Annotated in this window: 19 protein-coding genes; 12 read left to right on the top strand and 7 right to left on the bottom strand. The window is 66.2% G+C overall.

Going from position 1 to position 22,169, the window contains the following annotated elements:
• Positions 1-9: 9 nt before the first annotated feature.
• Complete coding sequence (locus ACZ75I_RS11295) at positions 10-930, top strand: M14 family metallopeptidase (RefSeq protein WP_134969224.1); 921 nt, start codon at positions 10-12, stop codon at positions 928-930.
• Between the two features lie 102 nt (positions 931-1,032).
• Here the strand turns inward: ACZ75I_RS11295 and ACZ75I_RS11290 are convergent, their stop codons facing one another.
• Positions 1,033-1,884 carry a LysR family transcriptional regulator gene (locus ACZ75I_RS11290; RefSeq protein WP_180869676.1) on the bottom strand — a complete coding sequence of 284 codons (852 nt, stop codon included), beginning with the start codon at positions 1,882-1,884 and terminating at the stop codon, positions 1,033-1,035.
• 160 nt (positions 1,885-2,044) lie between these two features.
• On the opposite strand from ACZ75I_RS11290, the gene ACZ75I_RS11285 reads away from it, so the two are divergent.
• The 4 genes from ACZ75I_RS11285 to betT all read left to right on the top strand — a co-directional run bounded on the left by ACZ75I_RS11285 (position 2,045) and on the right by betT (position 5,374).
• Positions 2,045-2,398, top strand: a complete 354-nt coding sequence (locus tag ACZ75I_RS11285; protein WP_472957885.1) for an SMR family transporter — start codon at positions 2,045-2,047, stop codon at positions 2,396-2,398.
• On the top strand, positions 2,398-2,721 hold the full coding sequence (locus ACZ75I_RS11280; protein ID WP_472957884.1) for a DMT family transporter: 324 nt from the start codon (positions 2,398-2,400) through the stop codon (positions 2,719-2,721). Before ACZ75I_RS11285 ends, ACZ75I_RS11280 begins: the two co-directional genes overlap by 1 nt.
• Before the next feature lie 96 nt (positions 2,722-2,817).
• Complete coding sequence (locus tag ACZ75I_RS11275) at positions 2,818-3,198, top strand: VOC family protein (RefSeq protein WP_021204273.1); 381 nt, start codon at positions 2,818-2,820, stop codon at positions 3,196-3,198.
• 196 nt (positions 3,199-3,394) lie between these two features.
• A complete protein-coding gene (betT, locus tag ACZ75I_RS11270; protein ID WP_472957883.1) occupies positions 3,395-5,374 on the top strand; it encodes a choline BCCT transporter BetT in 1,980 nt (659 codons plus the stop codon).
• Positions 5,375-5,484: 110 nt separating this feature from the next.
• Here the strand turns inward: betT and ACZ75I_RS11265 are convergent, their stop codons facing one another.
• Together ACZ75I_RS11265 and ACZ75I_RS11260 are read right to left on the bottom strand one after the other, a co-directional pair.
• Entirely contained in the window at positions 5,485-8,112 is a 2,628-nt protein-coding gene (locus ACZ75I_RS11265; RefSeq protein ID WP_472957882.1) for a TonB-dependent receptor, read from the bottom strand.
• Between the two features lie 233 nt (positions 8,113-8,345).
• Entirely contained in the window at positions 8,346-9,323 is a 978-nt protein-coding gene (locus tag ACZ75I_RS11260; RefSeq protein ID WP_472957881.1) for a zinc-binding dehydrogenase, read from the bottom strand.
• Positions 9,324-9,754: 431 nt separating this feature from the next.
• Here ACZ75I_RS11260 and ACZ75I_RS11255 point away from each other — a divergent pair, with 431 nt between their 5' ends.
• The 4 genes from ACZ75I_RS11255 (at position 9,755) to ACZ75I_RS11240 (ending at position 14,060) form a co-directional block, all read left to right on the top strand.
• Entirely contained in the window at positions 9,755-12,118 is a 2,364-nt protein-coding gene (locus tag ACZ75I_RS11255) for a ribonucleoside-diphosphate reductase subunit alpha (protein ID WP_235650595.1), read from the top strand.
• Between the two features lie 110 nt (positions 12,119-12,228).
• Positions 12,229-13,269: a ribonucleotide-diphosphate reductase subunit beta gene (locus ACZ75I_RS11250; protein WP_024957408.1), complete on the top strand. Its 1,041-nt coding sequence runs from the start codon at positions 12,229-12,231 to the stop codon at positions 13,267-13,269.
• A gap of 25 nt (positions 13,270-13,294) precedes the next feature.
• The gene (locus ACZ75I_RS11245) at positions 13,295-13,762 is read left to right on the top strand and encodes a flavodoxin (RefSeq protein ID WP_472957878.1); all 468 of its coding nucleotides are present in this window, start codon (positions 13,295-13,297) and stop codon (positions 13,760-13,762) included.
• A complete protein-coding gene (locus ACZ75I_RS11240; protein WP_472957877.1) occupies positions 13,734-14,060 on the top strand; it encodes a thioredoxin family protein in 327 nt (108 codons plus the stop codon). The genes ACZ75I_RS11245 and ACZ75I_RS11240 overlap by 29 nt, the downstream gene beginning before the upstream one ends.
• A 118-nt stretch (positions 14,061-14,178) precedes the next feature.
• Here the strand turns inward: ACZ75I_RS11240 and ACZ75I_RS11235 are convergent, their stop codons facing one another.
• On the bottom strand, positions 14,179-15,510 hold the full coding sequence (locus ACZ75I_RS11235) for an Nramp family divalent metal transporter (protein ID WP_171954429.1): 1,332 nt from the start codon (positions 15,508-15,510) through the stop codon (positions 14,179-14,181).
• A 117-nt stretch (positions 15,511-15,627) separates the two neighbouring features.
• Between ACZ75I_RS11235 and mntR the strand changes: the two genes are divergently transcribed.
• Positions 15,628-16,098 carry a manganese-binding transcriptional regulator MntR gene (mntR, locus tag ACZ75I_RS11230; RefSeq protein WP_006372477.1) on the top strand — a complete coding sequence of 157 codons (471 nt, stop codon included), beginning with the start codon at positions 15,628-15,630 and terminating at the stop codon, positions 16,096-16,098.
• Positions 16,099-16,212: 114 nt separating this feature from the next.
• On the opposite strand, the gene ACZ75I_RS11225 is transcribed toward mntR, so the two are convergent.
• The 3 genes from ACZ75I_RS11225 to fabR all read right to left on the bottom strand — a co-directional run bounded on the left by ACZ75I_RS11225 (position 16,213) and on the right by fabR (position 19,844).
• Positions 16,213-16,761, bottom strand: a complete 549-nt coding sequence (locus tag ACZ75I_RS11225) for a thioredoxin-like domain-containing protein (protein WP_472959058.1) — start codon at positions 16,759-16,761, stop codon at positions 16,213-16,215.
• Positions 16,751-18,910 carry a TonB-dependent receptor plug domain-containing protein gene (locus ACZ75I_RS11220; RefSeq protein ID WP_472957876.1) on the bottom strand — a complete coding sequence of 720 codons (2,160 nt, stop codon included), beginning with the start codon at positions 18,908-18,910 and terminating at the stop codon, positions 16,751-16,753. The genes ACZ75I_RS11225 and ACZ75I_RS11220 overlap by 11 nt, the downstream gene beginning before the upstream one ends.
• A 277-nt stretch (positions 18,911-19,187) precedes the next feature.
• Positions 19,188-19,844, bottom strand: coding sequence for an HTH-type transcriptional repressor FabR (gene fabR / locus ACZ75I_RS11215; RefSeq protein ID WP_472957875.1), 657 nt, complete (start codon positions 19,842-19,844; stop codon positions 19,188-19,190).
• A 92-nt stretch (positions 19,845-19,936) separates the two neighbouring features.
• Here fabR and ACZ75I_RS11210 point away from each other — a divergent pair, with 92 nt between their 5' ends.
• Complete coding sequence (locus ACZ75I_RS11210) at positions 19,937-21,007, top strand: ferredoxin reductase (RefSeq protein WP_472957874.1); 1,071 nt, start codon at positions 19,937-19,939, stop codon at positions 21,005-21,007.
• Between the two features lie 11 nt (positions 21,008-21,018).
• A complete protein-coding gene (locus ACZ75I_RS11205) occupies positions 21,019-22,167 on the top strand; it encodes a fatty acid desaturase family protein (protein ID WP_061479859.1) in 1,149 nt (382 codons plus the stop codon).
• Positions 22,168-22,169 lie beyond the last annotated feature (2 nt).

Here is a 22,169-nt window from a genome sequence, read left to right as displayed (position 1 = left end):
AGATCCGCCATGTCCCAAGCCGCCTTCTACCCCGTCGGAACCCCTGGCCAGCCGTGGGGAGCGGCGGAACGGGAGCTGTGGCGTGGCCGCCAGCAGCGCCTGCGTCGCTATGACGAGGAGGTGCTGCCGCGGATCGAGTCGCTGGGCTCGCGCTTCGACAAGGTGGCCTATGGCCAGCTCGACTACGCTGGCGAGACCTACACCCTGTTCGCCCTGCGCAGCCGCGACTGGAACCCGGCGCTGCCGGCTGCCCTGGTTACCGGTGGCGTGCACGGCTACGAAACCAGCGGCGTGATGGGCGCGCTGGAATTCCTTGAGAAGCACGCCGCCGACTACGCCGGCAAGGCCAACCTGCTGGTGGCGCCATGCGTGAACCCGTGGGGTTTCGAGCGCATCAACCGCTGGAACTTCGATGCGATCGACCCGAACCGCAACTTCCGCGCCGATGGCCCGGCGCGTGAATCAACTGCGGTGATCGAGCTGATCGCGCCGTACAAGGGCCAGTTCGTGCTGCACATCGACCTGCACGAGACCACCGACAGCGACGAGAGCGAGTTCCGCCCAGCGCTGGCCGCACGTGACGGCAAGCCGTTCGAGCCGGGCCTGATCCCCGATGGCTTCTACCTGGTGGATGACAGCGAGAACCCGCAGCCGGCCTTCCAGCAGGCGGTGATCGCTGCGGTGGAAAAGGTGACCCACATCGCCCCGGCCGACGACAAGGGCGAGATCATCGGCTCGCCGGTGGTGGCCCACGGCGTGATCGAGTATCCGCTGGTGAAGCTCGGACTGTGCGCGGGCATCACCGGTGCGAAGTTCACTACCACCACCGAGGTCTACCCGGACAGCCCCCGGGCGACCCCGCAGCAGTGCAACGACGCGCAGGTGGCCGCGGTGTGCGCGGCGCTGGATTACGCGCTCGCCCATCGTTGACCGGTAGTGCCGGCCGCTGGCCGGCAACTGAAAAAGGGGACGGAGGGGATCAAGTCGTTTGTGCCACAAACGACTTGATCCCCTCCGTCCCCTTTTTTTGTGTCATCCCAACGCGTCGGCCCACCACAGTGCGGCCGGTCCCGGCGGCGCGTCGCGGCGCCAGAGCAGGTCGCTGTGGATGCGCCGCGGCCAGCCGGGCAGCGTCAGTTCCACCAGTCGCCCGCGGTCGTAACGCTGCACCAGTGCGCGGGGCAGTTCGGCCCAGCCGATGCCGTCCTCGGCCATCTCCATCACCATCAGATAGTCGGTGGCGGTCCAGGCCAGGCCGGTGACGATGTGGGATTGATCGACCTCCGCACTCAATCGCACCTGCCGGTGCCGCCGCAGCTGTGCGGCGCTGCGGCGGCCGGCGCTGGCCAGTGGGTGCTCGCGCGCCACGTATACCGACAGTTCGCTGTGATGGGCCAACGGCCGGGCCATCAGGCCATCCGGATAGCTTTCCTGTCGCGGCAGCAGGCCCAGCGCGGCGCGGCCGCTGCCGACCAGCTCCAGCACGTCATCGCCTTCGGCATCCAGCCATTCCAGTTCGATCTCCGGGAATGCTTCGGCGAAGCGCTGCAGCACGTGCTGCTCCGGATCGAGCTGGTACACGTCGGAGAACACCACGGTCAGCCGCGCTTCGACCGGCGCGGCCAGGCGCACACTCAACTGCTGCAGTCGGGCATCGGCGGCGAGGATTTCCTGGGCATGGCCAAGCACCTGGTGCCCGGCCTCGGTCAACCGGGGGTAGCGCCCGCTGCGGTCGAACAGGCTCACGCCCAGGTCGGCCTCCAGATGGGCAATGGCGGTACTGACCGTTGACTGCGTCTTGCGCAGGCGGCGCGCCGCCGCCGAGAACGAGCCCAGCGCGGCGGCTTCGACGAAGGCCTGCAGGGATTCGGGGGAATAGGGCATTGAACCATCGCTCCTGTCGATGGAATCCATTTTGATACCACAGTAAAAGGCGATGATACTGGCCGCCGTCGCCCCTGTCTGCGGGGCGTTCCGGACCCTCCACGCATGCCGTGGACCCATTGAAGAGGCGGCGCGGTCCCCGCCCTGCAAGGAGCTTCACATGTCCCGTACTGTTCCCGCCCGTGGCGCGCTGGCCGCCTGGGTCTGCCTGACCGTGGCGATCATCGCCGAGGTGGTCGGCACCTCGTTCATGGCCCATGCCGCCCGCGACGGCGGCTGGAGCGGCTACCTGATCATGGCCGGCGCACTGGCGCTGTCCTACTTCTTCCTGGCGCAGTCGGTGCGCCGCATCGCCGTGGGCGTGGCCTACGCGGTGTGGGAAGGCCTTGGCCTGACCCTGCTGACCGTGGTCGGCCTCACCGTGTTTGGCGAGAGCCTGTCGCTGCAGCAGCTGGCCGGCCTCGCGCTGGCGGTGGTCGGCATCGTCTGCGTCACCCTCGGGGAGGCGCACTGATGAATACCCTGGCCCTGTTTTTCGTGATCTGCTCGGCGCTGATCGACGTCGCCGCCAACATGATGGTGGCAAAGTCGGAAGGTTTCCGTCGTTGGCGCTGGGGCGTCGGTGCGATCGTCCTGGTCTGGATCGCCTTCGCCCTGCTGGGCCAGGCCGTACGCTACCTGGATCTGGCCACGGCCTATGCGATGTGGGGGGCGATCGGCGTGATCGGCACCGCCACCTGCGGCCGCCTGTTGTTCGGTAACCGCCTGCGGCCGATCGGCTGGGTTGGCATCGCCCTGGTCACGGCGGCGGTACTGCTGCTCAGCACCGCCAAGTAGCAGCACGCCCGGTCGCGAGTGGGGCGGCGATGATGCAGCGATTTGCGAAGTCGCCCGCGCTCATCGACACTGCGGTTTTCCACATGGAGTGCCCGCATGTTCAGCCACATCACCGTAGGAACGAACGACATGGATGCCGCGCGTCGCTTCTACGACGCCCTGTTCGCTGCGATGGCCGCGCGTGCGGGCGTATTCGACGAGAAGGGACGGCTGCTGTACTTCAAGGATGGACGGATGTTCGGTGTAACCGCGCCGATCGATGGGCAGCCAGCGTGCCATGCCAACGGTGGCACCATCGGTTTCAGTCTGGGCAGTGCAGAGGCCGTGCGTGCCTGGCAGGAAGCTGGAGTGGCTCACGGTGGTACCGCCATCGAAGATCCGCCCGGCGTCCGCAACATGTCCGGTCGGCAGGTGTTCCTGGCCTATCTGCGTGACCCGGATGGCAACAAGCTGTGTGCGGTGCATGTAATGTCGTGATCGGACAGGATGCGCGTGGCCGCGCCGCAGGCGGTGCGCGCGGCCCGTGCAAGCAAGGGTGCGTCGCAGCGCGCGCGTGATACCACGGAATGAGCGGACGGGCCTGCGACCGCAGGCCGCGACTTCATGCTCTGTCCACTGCGGTTCAGCCAGAATCGGTCGGCTAACCCCTTGATCTACCGGAGAACGCCGCCCCATGGAAGTACTGGAGCCGCAACAATCCCCGGTGCGCACCCTTCGGCCTGTGTTCGCCTTCGCGGCGATCGTTGTCGTGGCGTTCGCGCTGTTCGTCAGCCTGTACCCGCTCGGCGCGGGTCGCCTTCTGCTCAAGGCACAGGACTGGGCCGCCCTCAACGTCGGCTGGTACTACCTGCTGGCCATGACCCTGTACCTGGTGTTCGTGGTGGGCGTGGCGCTGTCCAAGTACGGTGGTATCAAGCTGGGTGCCGACCATGACGAGCCGGAGTTCAGCTACCTCTCCTGGGCCGGCATGCTGTTCGCCGCCGGCATCAGCATCACCCTGTTCTTCTTCTGCGTGTCCGAACCGCTGACCCACTACCTGCAGCCGCCGCAGGGTGATCCGGCCGCAGGCGAGGCTGGCGCGCGCCAGGCCATGCAGCTGCTGTTCCTGCACTGGGGCCTGCACGGCTGGGGCGTGTTCGCGCTGGCGGCGATGGCGATGGCCTACTTCGCCTATCGCCACAACCTGCCACTGGCCCTGCGCTCGGCGCTGTACCCGCTGATCGGCAAGCGCATCAACGGCCCGATCGGCTACACCGTGGATGCGCTGGGCATCGTCGCCACCGTATTCGGCATCGGCGCCGACATGGGCTTCGGCGTGCTGCACCTCAATGCCGGCCTGTCGCACCTGTTCGACATTCCGCACTCCAACCTGGTGCAGATCATCCTGGTGGTCAGCATGATGGGCGCGGCGGTGGCCGTGGCCGTGTCCGGCGTCGAGAAGGGCGTGCGCTGGATGGCCAACATCAACATGCTGCTGGCGATCGCGCTGGTGCTGTTCATGCTGTTTGCCGGCCCGACGCAGTACCTGTTCAGTACCTTGATGCAGAACCTCGGCGACTACCTGGGCAGCGTGGTCGGCAAGAGTTTCGATGTGTACGCCTATGGCGGCCGACCGGAATGGCTGGGCGGCTGGACGGTGTTCTACTGGGCCTGGTGGATCGGCTGGGCACCGTTCGTCGGCCTGTTCATCGCGCGCATCTCACGTGGCCGCACCATCCGCGAATTCGTATTCGGGGTGCTGCTGATCCCGCTCGGCTTCACCCTGGCCTGGCTGTCGATCTTCGGCAACAGCGCGCTGGACCAGGTGCTGCACCACGGCCAGCAGCAACTGGCGCAGCTGGCGGTAGATGACCCACCGACCGTGTTGTATGCACTGCTGGATGGCTACCCGTGGAGCCGCACGGTGATCGCGGTGACGGTGCTGGTGAGCTTCATCTTCTTCGTGACCTCCGCTGATTCGGGGGCGGTGGTGTTGTCCACGCTGTCGTCGCATGGTGGATCACCCGAAGACGATGGTCCGCGCTGGCTGCGCGTGTTCTGGGGCACGGTGATCGCGGTGCTGACTGCGGGGTTGTTGCTGGCCGGCAGCATCGATGCATTGAAATCGGCGGTGGTGCTGGCATCGCTGCCGTTCTCGGCGATCCTGTTGCTGATGATGTGGGGGCTGACCCGCGCCTTCAGTGACGAGTCGCACCGCAAGCGCGCGCTGCAATACCGGCCGTCGCCGTTGATCGGAGACGATCGCCACCACCAGGGCTGGCGCCAGCGCCTGAGCCAGGCCATGCACTTCCCGGTGCGCGACCAGGTCTACCGTTTCATGGATGACACGGTGAAGCCGGCGATGGAGGCGGTGGCCGAGCAGCTGCGCGGGCAGGGCTGGGACGTGGCCACGCGCTTTGAGGCCGGCGACATGGAGTTGACGGTGAACCACGGCGAGCAGCAGGACTTCCTGTACCGGGTGATCCTGAGTGGCTACCTGACCCCGTCGTTCGCCGCCCAGCAGCTGCGCAACCAACGCTACTACCGCGCCGAGGTGCATCTGTTCGAAGGCAGCCAGGATTACGATCTGGTGGGCTACAGCCGCAAGCAGATCATCAACGACATCATCAGCCAGTACGAACGGCACCTGCAGTTCCTGCACCTGAGCCGGTGATGCGGTGGGTGCGGACCGTTGGTCCGCACACCCCTGTAGAGCCGAGCCCATGCTCGGCTTCCTGTTGCCGACGAGCAGCCGAGCATGGGCTCGGCTCTACAGGTGGCCTGTCAGAACCGGTAGCGCGCGCCCAGCGAGACGAACTGCCCGCGCAGGTTGTACTGGCTGATGTCGAAACCGTTGGAACCGCCAGCCGGGTCGAACGGCGGGTCCTTGTCGGTCAGGTTCAGCACCGACAGCGACAGCGTGGTGTTGGGAATCCCTTCGTACGCCACATACAGGTCCAGCTGGTGATAGGGCTTGACGCGGTCACGCAGCCCCGGGTTGCTGGTCGCCGTCGCCACGCGCTGGTCGTAACCGCTCACGTACTGCAGGCTCAGCGTGCTGCTCCAGTCGCCCACCGCCCAGTTCAATGAGGTGGTGCCGCGGGTGCGAGGCAGCGCGCCGTGGCGGTTGTTGCCGGCGCCGTCATACGGTGCCTGGCCGGCCACCAGCGGTTGCTTGAAGCTGAGCAGGTGGGTCCAGCTGCCGGCCACGGTGAAGGTGCCCCAGCCGTCGGTACGGAAGGTACGGCTGGCGTCCAGGTCCAGCCCCGAGGTGGTCAACTCGCCCTGGTTGGCGTACTGGTTGGTGATGAACTGGATGCGTCCCTGCGCATCACGTTGCACGCGGCCCGGGAACAGGGTCGGGTTGTCGACGATGAACTGCGCGCTGTCCGGCTTGACCAGGTTGTCCTGCTCGATGCGGTACCAGTCCAGGCCGATGCTGGTATCGCCATCCGGCGACCACACCGCACCCACGTTGAAGTTGCGCGAGCGTTCGGCCTTCAGGTCCGGGTTGCCGGTGCGGATGTTGGTGATGCCACGGCTGCCGCCGGGCTGCAGCGGATCCAGCGGATCGATCACCGAGCCGTAGCTGACGGTCTGGCCCGGCGCGATCTCCGGCAGCGAGGGGGCGCGGAAGCCACGCGAGAACGAACCACGCAGCAGCAGGCTGTCCAGCGGCTGCCAGCGCAACGCCACCTTCGGCGAGAACGCCTTGCCGAAGTCATCGTAGTGGTCGCCGCGGCCCGCAACCTGCAGTTCCAACGTGCGATGCAGCGGCACGCTCAGTTCGGCGTAGGCGGCACTGACCTGGCGCTCGCCGTTCACCACGTTGATGGCCGGGCGCAGTTCGGTGCCCGACAGCACCTGCGCGCTGGTGCGCGCGTCCAGTGATTCCTTGCGGAACTCTGCACCCCAGGCGAAGCCGACCGCACCGGCCGGCAGCTCCCACAGCGAGGTCGAGGCCTTCAGGTTCAACGAATGCAGCTTGTACCAGCCCGGACGCTTGGTCTGCAGGCGCAGGGCATCCAGCGCGCCCGGCGTGCTGGACGGATCGAGGAAGTTGTAGCTGCCGTCGCGCAGGATCTGCTCGAACGCGTAGCGGTTGACGAAGTTGTCGACGTATTCGCGCTGAGCGCTTTGCGAGGTCAGCGCCGCCACTTCCCAGTCCCAGCGCTCCCCACTACCGCGCACGCCGGCCAATGCACGGTAGAACACCTGCGTGTTGTCCTTCAGGCGCGGGCCGAGATCGAAGAAGGTGTACTCGAACGGCAGCGGCGTGCTGCCCGGGTTGTTCGGGTGGCCGACCGGCAGCACCGCCGGCACGTCGATCAGCGTGCCGGTGGCCGGGTTGTACGCACGCAGGCCGGGGCCGACGGTCAGCGGCGCGCTGAAGATCTGGTCGGCCTTGTTGTGGCTGTACAGCACATCGGCGAACGCTTCGACGCTGTCATTGAAGCGGTAGGTTGCACTCAACGAGGCCTGCAGGCGCTCGGCGCCGGGCTGCAGGGTCTTGAACGGCTGCGCATTGAAGGCGCAGGCCTGGCCGGGCAGGGTGCTGCCGAAATCGCTGTAGGGACGTAGCTGACTGCCCTCCGGGCAGTTGGCGAACGGCTGCGGCGCGCGTGGATTGGACAGCCAGTTGCCACCGGCGGTGGACCAGCCGGTCAGGCGGCCACCAGGCTTGTCGCGGAAATCGCCGCTGCGGGTGTAGGCGCGCTGGTCGGCATCCAGGCGGTCGCGCTTGAGCAGGTCCAGCCCGAACAGCACGTTCCAGCCCTGCTGTTCGAGGTCGCCGAAGCCGGCCAGCAGGTTGGCCTTGCGTTCGTTCAGGCCGCCCTGGGTGGCGGTACCGAAGCCGCCACCCACTTCCACGCCCTGGAAGTTCTTGCGCAGGATGATGTTGATGACACCTGCGATGGCATCGGAGCCATACACCGCCGAAGCACCATCCTTGAGCACTTCGATGCGCTCGACTGCGCTGATCGGCAGCGCGTTGAGGTCGACGAAGGTGTCCTGGGTATTGAGCGCGAAGCCGAAGTTGGACACGCGGTAGCCGTTGACCAGCACCAGCGTGTTCTTCGGCGACAGGCCACGCAGGCCGATCGATGCAGAGCCGGCGGCGAAGCTGCCGGTGTACTGCTCATCGAAACTGTTGCCGGCATTGGCCGACAGGTTGCGCAGCACGTCGGTAAGGGTGGAGCGGCCGGTCTGCTCGATCTGTTCGCGGCTGACGATCTGCACCGGGTTCGGCCCGGCGGTATCACTGCGCTTGATGTTGGAGCCGGTCACCAGCACGGTGCCGAGAGTGGTGCTGTCCTTGCCGGTATCGGCCGATTCAGCGGCGCCGGCAGCGCCGGCGGTGAGGCTCAGCGCAATGGCGCCGGCTAGCAGGTTCAGGGTGGTGCGGTACATGGAAGCGACAACGCCAAACGGGGGAGGAGCCGTCAGTACCGCACGCAGGTACATGCGCCTTCCAATGACGAAAGCGCATTCAGTTATACAGCACAGGTTCTTAATGAACGGAGCGAGGAGTGCGGAGCATTTGGTCCGCACGCTCCTGTAGAGCCGAGCCTACGCTCGGCTGCGCACACTGACCGGAAAGCAGCCGAGCATGGCTCGGCTCTACAGAAGGCAATGCCAGCCCATCACGGCCGCAGCAGCACTTTGCCGTTGCGGCCCGAGCCTCCTGCGACCTTCGCTGCCTGGGCGATGTCGTCCAGCGCGAAGATCCGCTCCACCGGCAGCGTCAGCTCGCCGCCAGCAGCACGCTTCAGCAGTTCGCCCACCAGCCGACGCTTGTCCTCCACCGCCATCGCCTGGCTGACCTTGCTGCCCCAGAAACCCTTCACCGTGGCCTCCTTGTAGATCAGGCCGCCGGCAGGAATGTGCATCGGTTCGCCACTCATCACACCGAACGACACCAGCGTGCCGTGGTGGCCGAGCAGGTCGACCAGATCGCCACTGGCGTCGCCGCCGATGGAATCCACCGCGGCCGCGGCCTGTGCTTCGCCGGTCGCTTCACGCACGCGATCCTTCCAGCCGTCCAACGAGGTGTCGAACACATGATCAATGCCCAGCGCCTGCAACTGCGCCACGGCAGCGGCGTTGCGCACCAGGTTGGCCACATGCACGCCACGCGCCTTTGCCAACATCGCCAGCGACTTGCCGACCGCGCCGTTGGCGGTGTTCTGCACGATCCACTGGCCTGCTTCGACGTGCAGGAACTCCAGCAGCATCAGCGCGCTCAGCGGCATGGCGATCAGCTGTGCGGCCATCTCGTCCGGGATCGCCTCCGGCATCGGAATCACCATGCGTGCCGGTGCAATGAACGCTTCGGCCCAGGTACCGTGCACCGAGGCGGCGGCAACCCGCTGGCCGATCTGCAGGCCGTCGACGCCGTCGCCCAGTGCGTCGACCACGCCCAGTGCTTCACTGCCACCGATCGCAGGCAGTGTCGGCTTGTACCCGTAGAGGCCACGCACGGTCAGCAGGTCGTGGTTGTGGATCGAGGCCAGCACGGTGCGGATGCGCACCTCGCCGGGGCCGGGCTCGGGCAGCGGCGCATCGGCAATGGCAAGGACGTCGGCCGGGTTGCCGAAGGAGGGGTACTGGGCAGCGCGCATGGGCGGTGTTCCGGGGAAAGTGGATGTTGTACCGAACTGGGGACGCAGGCGTTGTCGACAAGGCGCCGCAGCTGCAACACGGCATCCTGCGACTGATCGTCGCGACATGTGCTGATTACCGCATCTTGTGTTGACGGTTCGGGATATCCCCACTATGTTGTGGCCGTCACTCCCGGTCAGCCGCCGCCGCCGGACATGCAGCAAACGTCCCGCGGCCCGCCCCTGAAGGCTTGCCGTGTCGACGCGGCCGCCATCGTGCGGACGCAGGTCGCCCCCACGGCCCGGATACCGGCCGCAGGCGCAGGCAGATGCCGACGACCTACGTTCCCGTGCCCTGGCAATCCACCCGTTCGCCCCGTGCGCCGGTATCGCGTTCAGGGCCGCCATGGCATCGACCGCCAAAGCGCGTGCGAGCCTGGAGTTTCACCACCATGACCGACAGTACCTTCCGCGTGGCCGATCTGGCCGGCGCTGGCGACGCCTTGCGCGCCGGTGGCGAGCGCGTGCCGACCTGGATCACCAAGGAGGCCGGCAACCGCCGCCTGCCGTTCGAGGCCGAGCGCCTGCAGCGCAGCATCGACGCCGTGCATGCCGAGTTCCCGCAGCTGGACGTGAGCGACTATCGCCGCGTGGTGCAGGCGATGGTCGAGCGCAAACCGAGCATCAGCGCCGACGACCTGGTCGATCTGCTGATCCGTGAGGCCGAATCGCGGGTGGACCTGGTTGCACCCGAGTGGGAACAGTTTGCCGCGCGCATCTACCTGCGCCGCCTGTACAAGCGCGCCAGCCGCAACCGCTTCTACGACGTCGGCCTGAAGTACGGTTCGTATGTGGGCCTGCAGGAAAGCCTGGCTGACCGCGGCATCTACAGCAACGACATCCTGCGCTGCTATTCGAAGGAAGAGCTGCAGCAGGCCGGCGAGATGATCGACCCGGAGCGCGACCGCCTGTTCGCCTACAATGGCCTGTACCTGCTGGCCACGCGCTATCTGGCCAGCGACCGCAGCCGCGAGGTCTACGAACTGCCGCAGGAGCGCTGGCTGACCATCGCGCTGTACCTGATGCAGGAGGAAAAGCCGCGCGAGCGGCGCATGCAGCTGGTCGGCGAGGCGTACTGGGCGCTGTCCAACCTGTACATGACCGTCGCCACACCGACCCTGGCCAATGCCGGCAAGGTGGGTGGGCAGCTGTCCAGCTGCTTCATCGACACGGTGGACGACAGCCTGCAGGGCATCTATGACTCCAACACCGATATCGCCCGCGTGTCCAAGCACGGTGGCGGCGTCGGCGCCTACCTGGGCTATGTGCGCAGCAGCGGCGCGCCGATCCGGGGCGTGGCCAATTCCTCCGGTGGCGTGGTGCCGTGGATCAAGCAGCTCAACAACACCGCGGTGTCGGTCGACCAGCTTGGCCAGCGCAAGGGCGCGGTGGCGGTGTACCTGGACATCTGGCACCGCGACATCGAAGCGTTCATGGACCTGCGCCTCAACAACGGCGACCAGCGCCTGCGCGCGCACGATGTGTTCACTTCGGTGTGCGTGCCCGACCTGTTCATGGAAGCGGTCGAGCGCCGCGCCGACTGGTACCTGTTCGACCCGCACGAGGTGAAGCAGGCCAAGGGCTGGTACCTGCAGGACTTCTACGATGAGACGCGCGGTGCGGGCAGCTTCCGCGACCGCTATGCCGAACTGGTGGCCGACGAGCGCATCAGCCGCCGCACGGTGAAGGCGATCGATCTGTTCAAGCGGATCATGCTCAGCCAGTTGGAGACCGGCAATCCGTTCCTGTTCTACCGCGACGAGGTCAACCGCCGGAACCCGAACAAGCACGCGGGCATGATCTATTCCAGCAACCTGTGCACCGAGATCCTGCAGAACATGAGCCCGACGCGGATGATCCAGGAGATCGTCAGCGGCGACCAGATCGTCACCACGCGCCGCGCCGGTGACTTCGTGGTCTGCAACCTGTCCTCGATCAACCTCGGCCGGGCAATCAGGGCGCCGGATGACCTGCTGGCCACCGACGTGCTGGAGCGCCTGATCCCGATCCAGGTGCGCATGCTCGACAACGTGATTGACCTCAACGCGCTGCCGGTGCCGCAGGCCACCATCACCAACCGCAAGTACCGCGCCATCGGCCTGGGCACGTTCGGTTGGCACCACCTGCTGGCGCAACAGGCGATCCAGTGGGAATCACCGGATGCCGAGGATCTGGCCGACCGTCTCTACGAGCGCATCAACTTCCTGACCATCCAGGCCAGCGCGCAGCTGGCGAAGGAGAAGGGCAGCTACCCGATGTTCGCGGGCAGCGACTGGCACAACGGGCGTTACTTCCGTGACCGCGACTACAGCGGCGCCGCGTGGGACAGCCTGGCCCGCGAGGTCGCCACGCACGGCCTGCGTAACGGCTGGCTGCTGGCCGTCGCGCCGAACATGAGCACCGCGCAGATTGCCGGTTCCACCGCGTCGATCGACCCGATCTACAGCGCGTTCTACTACGAGGAAAAGAAGGACTTCCGGCGGCCGGTGGCGGCGCCGGGCCTGTCGCTGGAAACCTGGCCGTACTATGAGAAGGGTGCCTACAAGGTCGACCAGTTCGCCAGCGTGCGCCAGAACGCCCGCCGCCAGCGCCATGTCGACCAGTCGATCAGCTTCAACCTGTATGTGCCGAGCACGATCCGCGCGAGCACCCTGCTGGAGCTGCACCTGAGCGCCTGGCGCGAAGGCCTGAAGACCACCTACTACGTGCGCTCCAACGACATCGACATCAGCGAATGCGAGTGGTGTTCAAGCTGACCGCTGCGACCGCTGTAGAGCCGAGCCCGCGCTCGGCTCAGACGCGAAGAGCAGCCGAGCGCGGGCTCGGCTCTACATCCGCAACGCACGTAACACGAAGGCAGACGACCATGGCAACCCCCCTCGATCGCATCAAGATCCTCGAACCGCGCCATCCCAACCGCAGCACCGGCATCATCAACGGCCGCACCAGCGGCATCCTCAACTGGAACGACATCCCTTACCCGTCGTTCTATCGGGCCTACAAGGAGCTGTCGACCAACTTCTGGATTCCCGACGAGGTCGACATGAAGCTCGATGCCCGCCAGTACGGCGAGCTCAACGCACGCGAAAAGAACGCCTACGATTCGATCATCGGCCTGCTGGCCACGCTCGACTCACCGCAGACCCGTTTCATCTACAACGTCGCCGAGTACATCACTGACCCGGCCGCGCATGCCAATGCGGCGATCATCGGCCAGCAGGAAGTGATCCATAACGAGAGCTACAGCTACGTACTGGCCTCGATCACCGACCTGCCGAACCAGAACCGCATCTTCGAGATCGCCCGCACCCACCCGACCATCATCAAGCGCAATGCCCCGATCATGGGCGCGTATGACGACTTCATGCGCGAGAAGACCGCCGAGACCCTGCTCAAGTCGCTGATCCAGTCCTCGATCCTGGAAGGCATCAACTTCTATTCCGGTTTCGCCTACTTCTACAACATGGTGCGGCAGAACCGCATGAACGGCACCGGCAAGATCATCAGCTTCATCAATCGCGACGAGCTGGCCCATACCAAGTTCATCAGCGAGCTGATCCGCGCCATCATCGGTGAAAACCCCGAGCTGCAGACCAATGAGTTGACCGCCTACGTGCACCAGTCATTCGAACATGCCATCGAGCTTGAGACGCAGTGGTCGTCGGAGGTGCTGGATGGCATCGATGGCATCGACGTGGACGAGATGGTGCGCTACGTGAAGTACCGCGCCAACAAGATGGCCGGCATGCTCGGCATCGAGCGCCTGTACAGCGACACCACCGACAACGTGATGCCGTGGATCAAGGCCTACGCCGACAACTTCACCGAGACCAAGACCGACTTCTTCGAGATGCGCAATGCAAGTTACAAGAAGACCAACGTCGACAACGGCTTCGACGATCTCTGAGCCTGGCGCCGCGCTGAGCATCCTGATGGTGGTCGCCTCCTTGAGCGGCAACACCCGCGAACTCGGCCGGCAGATCGCCGAGCGCTACCGTGCCGTGGGGCATGCCGTGCACTGGTACGAGGCCGACGACCTGCGGCAGGCGCCGCCGCTGGCTGCCGGCGAGGCCGATCTGGTCCTGCTGGGCTGCTGGACCGACAACGCCGGCCGCACGCCGGCGGAGATGAAGGCATGGGTGGCCGGCATCGCCGAGCGCGGCGAGCGGCCACGGCAGCTGGCGGTGTTCGGCACCGGTGAAACGCAGTGGGGGCAGGCGTACTACTGCGGCGCCGTGCACCGGCTGATCCGCTATTTCCGCAGCGACTACCCGCCGCTGGAGATCGAACAGATGCCGCATGGCGAGCGTCATGCCGAAGCCATCGACGCCTGGACCGATGCGGTCCTGGCCCACTACTGGAGAAACAGCGATGCAGATCATCGACGCCACCACGCCTGAGCAGTTCCAGCAGCTGCTGGCCGAGCACCCGCGGGTGCTGGTGGATTTCCACAAGGACCAGTGCCCGGGCTGCCGGATGCTGGAGATGTCGTTGCACCGGGTGGCCAACAGCGTGGCGGGGCAGGGCACGACCTTGCTGCGCGTGCAGCTGGAGGTGCTGGGTGAGGCGTTCTTCAGGGAGCTGGGACTGCGGCAGACCCCGACGTTGTCCCTGTTCCGTGACGGTGATGAGCGCACGCGCCTGGCAGGGTTCCAGTCACCGGAGCAGATCGAGGCCGCGATCGCGTTGCATCTGTAGAGCCGAGCCCATGCTCGGCTGCCGTTCGCGCGGTGAGCGATGAGTCGAGCATGGCCCGACTCTACAAGGGCATCCACGCATGGCGTGGATCTACCGGGGCAGGGTCCGTGGTTCGGCGTCAGGCTCCGCTGAAGGTATCCACCAGCAGCTTCACGTTCAACACCACGATCACCAGCGCGATCACCCAGGCAATCGCGCCCAGCCAGCGTGGTGCCACCAGCGCGCCCATCGTCACTTTGTCGGTCACGATCCGCACCAGGGGAATGATCGCAAACGGCAGCTGCATCGACAGCACCACCTGGCTCAGCACCAGCAGCTTCACCGCGCCCTGGTCGCCGAACAGCATGATCACCACCACCACCGGAATGATCGCCAGTGCGCGCGTGATCAGCCGACGCAGCCACGGCGGCAGGCGCAGGTGCAGGAAGCCTTCCATCACGATCTGGCCGGCCAGCGTGGCGGTCACTGTCGAATTCAGGCCCGAGGCCAGCAGGGCAATCGCAAACAGTGTCGCCGCCGCGCCCACGCCCAGCATCGGCGCCAGCAGCTGGTGCGCCTGCTCGATGTCTTCCACATCGAAACGGCCATTGGCATGGAACACCGCCGCCGCCAGGATCAGGATGCTGGCGTTGATGAACAGTGCCAGCGTCAGCGCGAGGGTGCTGTCGGTCACCGCCCAGCGCAGCGCGCTGCGACGGCCCTCGTCGGTGCGCGGATAGGCGCGGGTCTGCACGATGGAAGAATGCAGGTACAGGTTATGCGGCATAACCGTGGCACCAATGATGCCGATGGCGATGTACAGCGCGTGCGGATCAGTCACTACCTGCGCGCGCGGAATGAATCCGCCCAGCACGTCCATCACCGGCGGTGCGGCCAGCGCGATCTGCACCATGAAGCAGCCGAAGATCACCATCAGCAGCGCGATCACGAACGCTTCCAGCGCCCGGAAGCCGCGGTTCATCAGCAGCAGGACCAGCAGCGTGTCCAGCGCAGTGATCACCGCACCCCACAGCAGCGGCAGGTCGAACAGCAGCTTCAATGCGATCGCGGTGCCGATCACCTCGGCCAGGTCGCAGGCGATGATCGCTGCCTCGCACAGCGCCCACAGCGCCAGGTTCACCGGCTTCGGGTACCGCGCGCGGCAGGCTTGCGCCAGGTCCATGCCGGTGGCGATGCCCAGCCGTGCCGACAGCGCCTGCAGGATCACCGCCATCAGGTTGGAGATGAGGATGACCGACAGCAGCAGGTAGCCGAAGCGCGAACCGCCGGCGAGGTCGGTGGCCCAGTTGCCTGGGTCCATGTAGCCGACCGAGATCATGTAGCCCGGGCCGAGGAAGGCCAGCAGGCGGAACCACCAATGGCCCGTGTCGGGAACGGCGACCGAGGCGTTGAGCGCGCCCAGGCTGGCCGGGGTGGAGGCCGAAGGGTCGTGGGGCGCCAGGGTGTTCATGGGTCCGAATATAGCTCCTGCTATAGTCATTAGCAATGTGAAACAATCGTCTTTATCGCGTTACTGGTCCAGAATTCAGTTTCAAACCCGGAGTAGACCGGAAGGACAGGCGCAGGCGTGGGCAAGACCGACGATTCGACATCGCTGAAAAGCACCCCCTTGATCGAGGCTGAGCGCCAGGTCGAGAGCTTCCGGCAAGTGCGCGAAGCGCACCGGATGGAGCTGGTGGAGGACTATGTCGAGCTGATCTCGGACCTGCTGGCCGACGGCGGCGAGGCCCGCCAGGTCGACATCGCCACCCGCCTGGGCGTGGCCCAGCCCACCGTGGCGAAGATGCTGCGGCGCCTGGCCCGCGATGGCTGGGTGGTGCAGCGGCCGTACCGCGGCGTGTTCCTGACCCCGGAAGGCGAGGCGCTGGCCCATGCCAGCCGCCAGCGGCACCAGACCGTGGAGCGTTTCCTGCTGGCGCTGGGCGTGGACCCTGATACGGCACGGCGTGATGCGGAGGGTATCGAGCACCATGTGAGCGAGCAGACGCTGGCGCTGTTCGAGGCGTTCGTGCGCAAGGCCGAGGGCGAGGCGCCGTAACGGTAGCGCCGGGCCATGCCCGGCGGCCGTTCGCGCGATCCCGGTTTTTGTAGAGCCGAGCCATGCTCGGCTGCCGTTTGCACGGTGATGGAATGCGTCGAGCATGGCTCGACGCTACAGGTCAGGCGGGCAGCGGGCCTGTTCCTGCGCGCACGCCCGTTTCGTCCATTCCTTCAACACCGGCTGCAGGCCTTGGTAACGCCGGCCTTGCCAGCCATTGGCCAGCACCGTGCCGTCGGCATCGATCAGTACCAGATTCGGCGGTGCCAGCCCGGCCAATGTCTGCAGGGCCGGCATGCGCGCGGCGCGGCGCGGGTCCAGTACCGGCCACGGCATGTCCTGCGCGTGCATGTAGCGGCGAAGCGCGCTCTCGCTCTCATCCTGGCTGACGTACACCACTTCGGTATCGGCGCCGGCTTGGCGCAGGGCATCACGCACGCTGCGCAGCGTGGGTACGAAGGCATGGCACGGTGCACACCAGTCGGCGCCGAAGTACAGCGCCACCAGTTTCGGCGGCGACGACCACTGCATCGGCCGTAGCGATCGCTGCTCCGGCCGCATCAGCGAGGCCGAAACCTGCGCGTGCAGGTCCCCAGCCATCGCCGGTGCGGCCAGCAGCATGGCACAGGCCAGCAACAACGCTCGCAGAGCTTCAGAACGGATAGCGCAGGTTGACGTACCACGAACGTGCAAAGCGCGGCCCGTAGACATAGTCGCTGTCACGCAGCGCGCCCACTTCCAGATCCTTCTGGCGCTGATCGAACACGTTCTTGACGCCAGCGGCTACCGACACTTCCTGCTGCGCCTGCGTGCCCAGATGGCGGTGCCAGCGCGCACCAAGATCGGTGACCAGGAAAGAACGTGTGCGGTGCAGCTCGCCCAGCCGGTTGTTCAGCACCGACATCGGCCCGGTATGGCGCAGCGCGACGAAGGTTTCCCACGGTTCGGCAGGCATCCAGCTGAGCTGCGCCAAGCCGGTCCAGCGCGGTGTCTTCAGGTAGTCGCGGCTTTCGATGATGGTATCGCCACCGTCGCCAGTGTCGTCGAAGATGCGCTGCGGTTCGCGGAAGCGCGAGCGGTACCACGAGGCACCGGCGGTCAGGCGCCATTGCGGCGACGGTTGCCAGCCGAGGTTGGTTTCCGCACCCAATACGTTGGAGCCGGAGGCGTTGTAGCGCAGCTGGCTCAGTTGTCCGTCATCGCCGCGCTGGATCTCGCCCAGCGCGAAGGTGTCGCGGATGCGTGCATAGGAGGCGGTGGCATCCCAACTCCACACCGGAGTGGCCGGGTCCGAGCGCCAGTCAAAACCGAACAGGGTGGTCAACGCGCGCTCTTCTTTCAGACCGTCCGTGTTGCGCACGCGCACCTGTTCGCCGCCCAGCGTATCGACGTGCACATCCTCGACGAAGATCTCCGGCGCACGGAAGCCGGTGGCGATGCCGGCGCGCCATTTCAGGTTCGGAGTAGCCTGCCAGGCCAGCGCGATGCGCGGCGAGAACACCGCGTTGTCCAGCTCCGAGCTCTTGTCCACGCGTGCGCCCAGCACCAGGTCGACGTTGTCGCGCAGGCTCCACTCGTCCTGGATGAAGGCGCCCAGGTTGTGGAAGGTCGCATCCTCCAGCAGCGCGAGACGTTGCCCGTCACCGGTGCGGTTGTCGTCGCGCAGCGCCTCGTGCTTGTACTGCACACCGAAGGCCAGCGCATGCGCGCCGCGGCGCCAGTTCAACTGGCTGTCGATGTAGTGCAGCGGGTTGTGGGTGCGGCCGTACTGGCGCCACGAACGCGAGGCCGCGCTGCCGGCCACGTTGCGGTCCAGCTGCAACGGGTCATAGCCGGGCGCCGAGGGATCGGTGACCACATCGCCCAGGCCGCCATAGAAACTGTCGCGGTCGATGTCGGCGAAGGCGTAGGCCAGGCGGAAATCGGCGTCGGCATTGATTTCCTGATCCCACGACACGCTGCCGCGCCGGTATTTCGTATCCAGCGATTCGGCGATGTTGGCCAGGTATTCGGGCTGATCCAGTCGATTGCCGCCACGCCGGGTTTCATCGGTCACCTGCAGGTCCAGGCGCAGCCGCGTGCCCGGCGTGGGCGCGTACCAGGCCTGCAGCCCGCCGACCTTGAGGTTCTTGCGGGTGATCTCGGTGTAGCCGTCACCGTTGTAGTCGATGCCGCTGTTCCAGTTGCGCTGGGCGATCACTGAAAGCCCGGCGTCGGCATCTTTCGCCACCAGGTCCAGGCGCACGTCGGCATTCTTCTGCGGTGTGCCCTTCAGGACATCCACGCCGGCCTGCACATGGCCACCGCTGCGCGCCGGCAGCGGCGGAATCAGGTTGATCACACCGGCCACCGCACCCGGGCCGTACAGCGCCGAGCCGCCGCCCTTGACCACTTCGATGCGGTCGACGAACCCGGCCGGGATCTGTTCCAGGCCGTACACGCTGCCCAGCGTGGACAACAGCGGGATGCCATCGAACAACAGCTGGTTGTAGGCACCGGGCAGGCCCAGCAGCTGCACTTCGCTGGTGTTGCAGTTCTGGCAGTTGCTTTCCACGCGCAGGCCGTTGATCAGCTCGGCGGCGCGCGAGAAGTCGGTGGCCGCGCGCAGCGCGATGTCTTCCTTGCGCAGCACTTCGGTGCGGATCGGCACGTCCGACAGCAGGCGTTCGCTGCGCGTGGCGGTGCTGACCTTGACCTGCACACGGTCCAGTTCGGTCGGTTTCGGAGTGTCGGCCACTGCAGGCAGCGGCAGGGTCAGGACAATGGCGGCGGCCAGCGGCAACCGTCGGAAGCGGTGGGGGATAGAGTGCATGAGGGCGTCGTCCTTGTAGGAAGAAAGGCGGCGAGGGCGACCTGGCTGACGCATATGAAAGCAATGACTTATGAATATAGCAAGTGCTATATAACGAAGCCGCAGCAATTTCGGGCGGAGCGCCGGCCGAGTCAGATCATACAATCGTTATAACATCACATCTGGTAACGACCACCCTGCCGGTGGTCATAGGCGGAGGATGGAATAGTCGTGGGGGCAGTGGGGACGGGGCCAGAGCCCTTTCCTTTGGAAAGGGATCCGCCCCGGGAGCGGATCGTCAGCCGCGGCGGAAGGCGGCAGGGGTACGTGCGCCGACGATGATCATGCGGATCATCGTGGAGATCTGATCGACCAGTTCCGGATCCTTCTCCGGCGGCAGGTCCATGGCGGTGGCACCCATCGCGAACACCAGCCGGGTGATGGCCTTGGCCACCAGTTCGGGGGCATGCAGTACGGCGCCATCCAGTGCGGCCAGGCGCACCAGGTCGTGCTGCAGCTCTTCCTCGAAATAATGCAGCTCGCGTTCGACCGAGTGCTTGAAGTCGTCCGAGCCGACCGCGCCTTCGCGCAGCAGTACGTGCAGCAGCTTGTCGTCGGCGCGCAGCTGCTCCATGAAGGTCTCCACCGAGACCCGCACCACGCTGGTGGCGGTGGAGGTGGCGCGTTGGCGGGCCTCGCCGATGATGGTGCGCAGCGAGCGGCCGGCCGCGTCGATCAGCGCTACGGCCAGTTCGTCCATGTCGCGGAACTGCCGGTAGAAGCTGTTCGGCGCGATGCCGGCCTCGCGTGCCACTTCGCGCAGGCTGAGCGTGGACAGGCTGCGGTGCGGCCCGATCAGTTTCAGGGCGGCGGCCAGCAGATCCTCGCGGCTCACCGTACGGCGGGCCGGGCTGTTGGCATCTTCAGGCGTCGACAAGACGGTGGCGGCGGCCATGGCGGTTCCGGTGGGGCGAGGCTGAATCATACCCAATCCGGTTCAATATACACATGTATACACAGGTGTATGTGCGCCCGTATAGTGCGCCTATGAGCGCTGTCGTCCGTCCATCCCTGTTCTCTCCGTACCGCTGGGTCTCGCCGTCGCTGTTCGATTTCTGGGCGGGCCAGCTCAATCCCCTGTGGACCCTGCGTGAAACGGTGGCCCGCCTCGTCCGGCGCGAGCCGGCCGGCGAGGGCGCGGCGACCCTGGTCCTGCGCACCAACCGGCACTGGGCCGGCATGCGCGCGGGCCAGCACGTCACCCTGGGCGTGGAGATTGAAGGACGCCTGTGGCAGCGCAGCTACAGCCCCACTGCGCTGGGACCGCGCGAACTGGCGATCACCGTCAAGGCGGTCGAGGGCGGCCGAGTCAGCCAGCATCTGGTCAACCATGCGCAGCCGGGCGAGCTGTTCCGCCTGGAGGCTGCGTTCGGAGAATTCCAGCTGCCGGCCGCGGCTCCGGTATTGCTGCTGGCGGCCGGTAGTGGCATCACGCCGATGCGCAGCCTGCTGCGCGAAGCCTGCCAGCGCCCGCTGGCCGCGCCGGTGGACCTGTTCTACTGGGAGCGCAGTGCCGCCCAGCTGCAGTTCCGTGATGAGCTGCAGGCACTGGCCGCGCGCCAGCCGAACCTGCGTGTGCACCTGCTGACCACCCGCGAAGGTGATGTACCTGCCGCACGCATCGATTCCCACGATCTGCAGGTGGCCGGCGATGACACCCCGTTGGCGCAGCGCCACGTTCTGGCCTGTGGCCCGGATGGATTCGTTGCCGCTGCGCGCGAACGCCTGGCGCACCAGGTCGCGGGTTTCCAGGCGGAAGCATTCACTCCGCCGGCGCCGTTGCGTGATGCCAGCAGCGAAGGCGAAGTGTCGCTGACCCTTGCCCGCAGTGGCCGCCAGCTGAGCGTGCCGCGCGGCCGCTCGTTGCTGGAAAGCCTCGAAGCCCATGGCATCAAGCCCAAGCATGGCTGCCGCATGGGCATCTGCAACACCTGCAGCTGTGACCGCGTCAGTGGCGCCACCCGCCACCTGCGCACCGGCGACCTGCAGTCCGAGTCGGCACAGCCGGTACGGATCTGCGTGAGCGCACCGACCACCGACCTGACCCTGGATCTCTGAGGACGCCTGCCATGACCCGCGCCACCGACCGTGCCCTGAGTACTGCCGAGATGCATGCCTTCGGCGAGGAACTCGACGCGATCCGCGACCGTGTGATCGGCAGCCTCGGCGCCTCCGATACCCGCTACATCCGCCGCGTGGCCGCCGCCGTGCGCTGGTTCGGCGTGGGTGGCCGTGGCCTGCTGTTCCTGGCGGCGTTTTCGCCGCTGTTCTGGATGCCGCTGCTGTGGCCGGCCGCGATCACCGGCACGCTGCTGCTGGCGCTGTCGAAGATCCTGGAGAACATGGAGCTGGGCCACAACGTGATGCACGGCCAGTTCGACTGGACCGGTGATCCCAAGCTCAATGGCAACACCTACGAGTGGGACATCGTTGCCACCGCCGACAACTGGCGCAAGACCCACAATTTCCGCCACCACACCTACACCAATGTGCGTGGCATGGACGATGACATCGGCTACGGCCTGCTGCGCATCTTCCCGGAACAGCGCTGGAAGCCGTTCTACCTGCTGCAGCCGATCATCGCGCCGATCTTCGCACTGCTGTTCCAGTGGGGTGTGGCCGCGCAGGACCTTCGCCTTGGCCGCTGGCTGAAGGGCCGCATGAGTGCCCGTGCGATGTGGCTGCAGACCCGCCCGGTGGCGCGCAAGATGCTGCGCCAGGTGCTGAAGGACTACGTGTTCTTCCCGCTGCTGGCGGGTCCGTTCTTCCTCACCGTGATGCTGGGCAACCTGGTCGCCAACGGCCTGCGCAACATCTGGACCTACGTGATCATCTTCTGCGGGCACTTCACCGCCGAATCGGAAACCTTCCCCAAGGAGTGCCTGCGCAATGAGTCGCGCGGCCACTGGTACCTGCGCCAGCTGCGCGGTTCGTCCAACATCAGCGGTGGCTTCCTGATCAACGTGCTGTCGGGCAACCTCAGCCACCAGATCGAGCACCATTTCTACCCGGATCTGCCGGCCAACCGCTATGCGGCCATCGCCACGGAAGTGAAGGACATCTGCCGCCGCTACGGCCAGCACTACAACAACGGCTCGCTGCCGCGCCAGTTCGGCCAGGTGGTCTGGCGCATCCTGCGCCACGCATTCCCGAGCAAGCCGCGCCGCCTGCCGATGCCGGACATCATGTCCGCACCGGCATCGGCCAACGCGGGCTGATC

The organism is Stenotrophomonas sp. X (assembly GCF_055721025.1).
The sequence above is the reverse complement of the archived record's forward strand: the minus strand, read 5'-3'. Positions and strand labels throughout refer to the sequence as shown.

Excerpts from the sequence above, each read along its gene's own strand:
- ACZ75I_RS11290 (WP_180869676.1), bottom strand. The coding sequence starts at position 1,884 with ATGCCCTATTCCCCCGAATCCCTGCAGGCCTTCGTCGAAGCCGCCGCG.
- ACZ75I_RS11245 (WP_472957878.1), top strand. The coding sequence starts at position 13,295 with ATGGTGGTCGCCTCCTTGAGCGGCAACACCCGCGAACTCGGCCGGCAG.
- ACZ75I_RS11220 (WP_472957876.1), bottom strand. The coding sequence starts at position 18,910 with ATGCACTCTATCCCCCACCGCTTCCGACGGTTGCCGCTGGCCGCCGCC.
- ACZ75I_RS11210 (WP_472957874.1), top strand. The coding sequence starts at position 19,937 with ATGAGCGCTGTCGTCCGTCCATCCCTGTTCTCTCCGTACCGCTGGGTC.
- ACZ75I_RS11235 (WP_171954429.1), bottom strand. The coding sequence starts at position 15,510 with ATGAACACCCTGGCGCCCCACGACCCTTCGGCCTCCACCCCGGCCAGC.
- ACZ75I_RS11250 (WP_024957408.1), top strand. The coding sequence starts at position 12,229 with ATGGCAACCCCCCTCGATCGCATCAAGATCCTCGAACCGCGCCATCCC.
- ACZ75I_RS11260 (WP_472957881.1), bottom strand. The coding sequence starts at position 9,323 with ATGCGCGCTGCCCAGTACCCCTCCTTCGGCAACCCGGCCGACGTCCTT.
- ACZ75I_RS11265 (WP_472957882.1), bottom strand. The coding sequence starts at position 8,112 with ATGTACCGCACCACCCTGAACCTGCTAGCCGGCGCCATTGCGCTGAGC.
- ACZ75I_RS11240 (WP_472957877.1), top strand. The coding sequence starts at position 13,734 with ATGCAGATCATCGACGCCACCACGCCTGAGCAGTTCCAGCAGCTGCTG.
- betT (WP_472957883.1), top strand. The coding sequence starts at position 3,395 with ATGGAAGTACTGGAGCCGCAACAATCCCCGGTGCGCACCCTTCGGCCT.
- ACZ75I_RS11280 (WP_472957884.1), top strand. The coding sequence starts at position 2,398 with ATGAATACCCTGGCCCTGTTTTTCGTGATCTGCTCGGCGCTGATCGAC.
- ACZ75I_RS11295 (WP_134969224.1), top strand. The coding sequence starts at position 10 with ATGTCCCAAGCCGCCTTCTACCCCGTCGGAACCCCTGGCCAGCCGTGG.
- fabR (WP_472957875.1), bottom strand. The coding sequence starts at position 19,844 with ATGGCCGCCGCCACCGTCTTGTCGACGCCTGAAGATGCCAACAGCCCG.
- ACZ75I_RS11255 (WP_235650595.1), top strand. The coding sequence starts at position 9,755 with ATGACCGACAGTACCTTCCGCGTGGCCGATCTGGCCGGCGCTGGCGAC.
- ACZ75I_RS11275 (WP_021204273.1), top strand. The coding sequence starts at position 2,818 with ATGTTCAGCCACATCACCGTAGGAACGAACGACATGGATGCCGCGCGT.
- ACZ75I_RS11285 (WP_472957885.1), top strand. The coding sequence starts at position 2,045 with ATGTCCCGTACTGTTCCCGCCCGTGGCGCGCTGGCCGCCTGGGTCTGC.
- ACZ75I_RS11205 (WP_061479859.1), top strand. The coding sequence starts at position 21,019 with ATGACCCGCGCCACCGACCGTGCCCTGAGTACTGCCGAGATGCATGCC.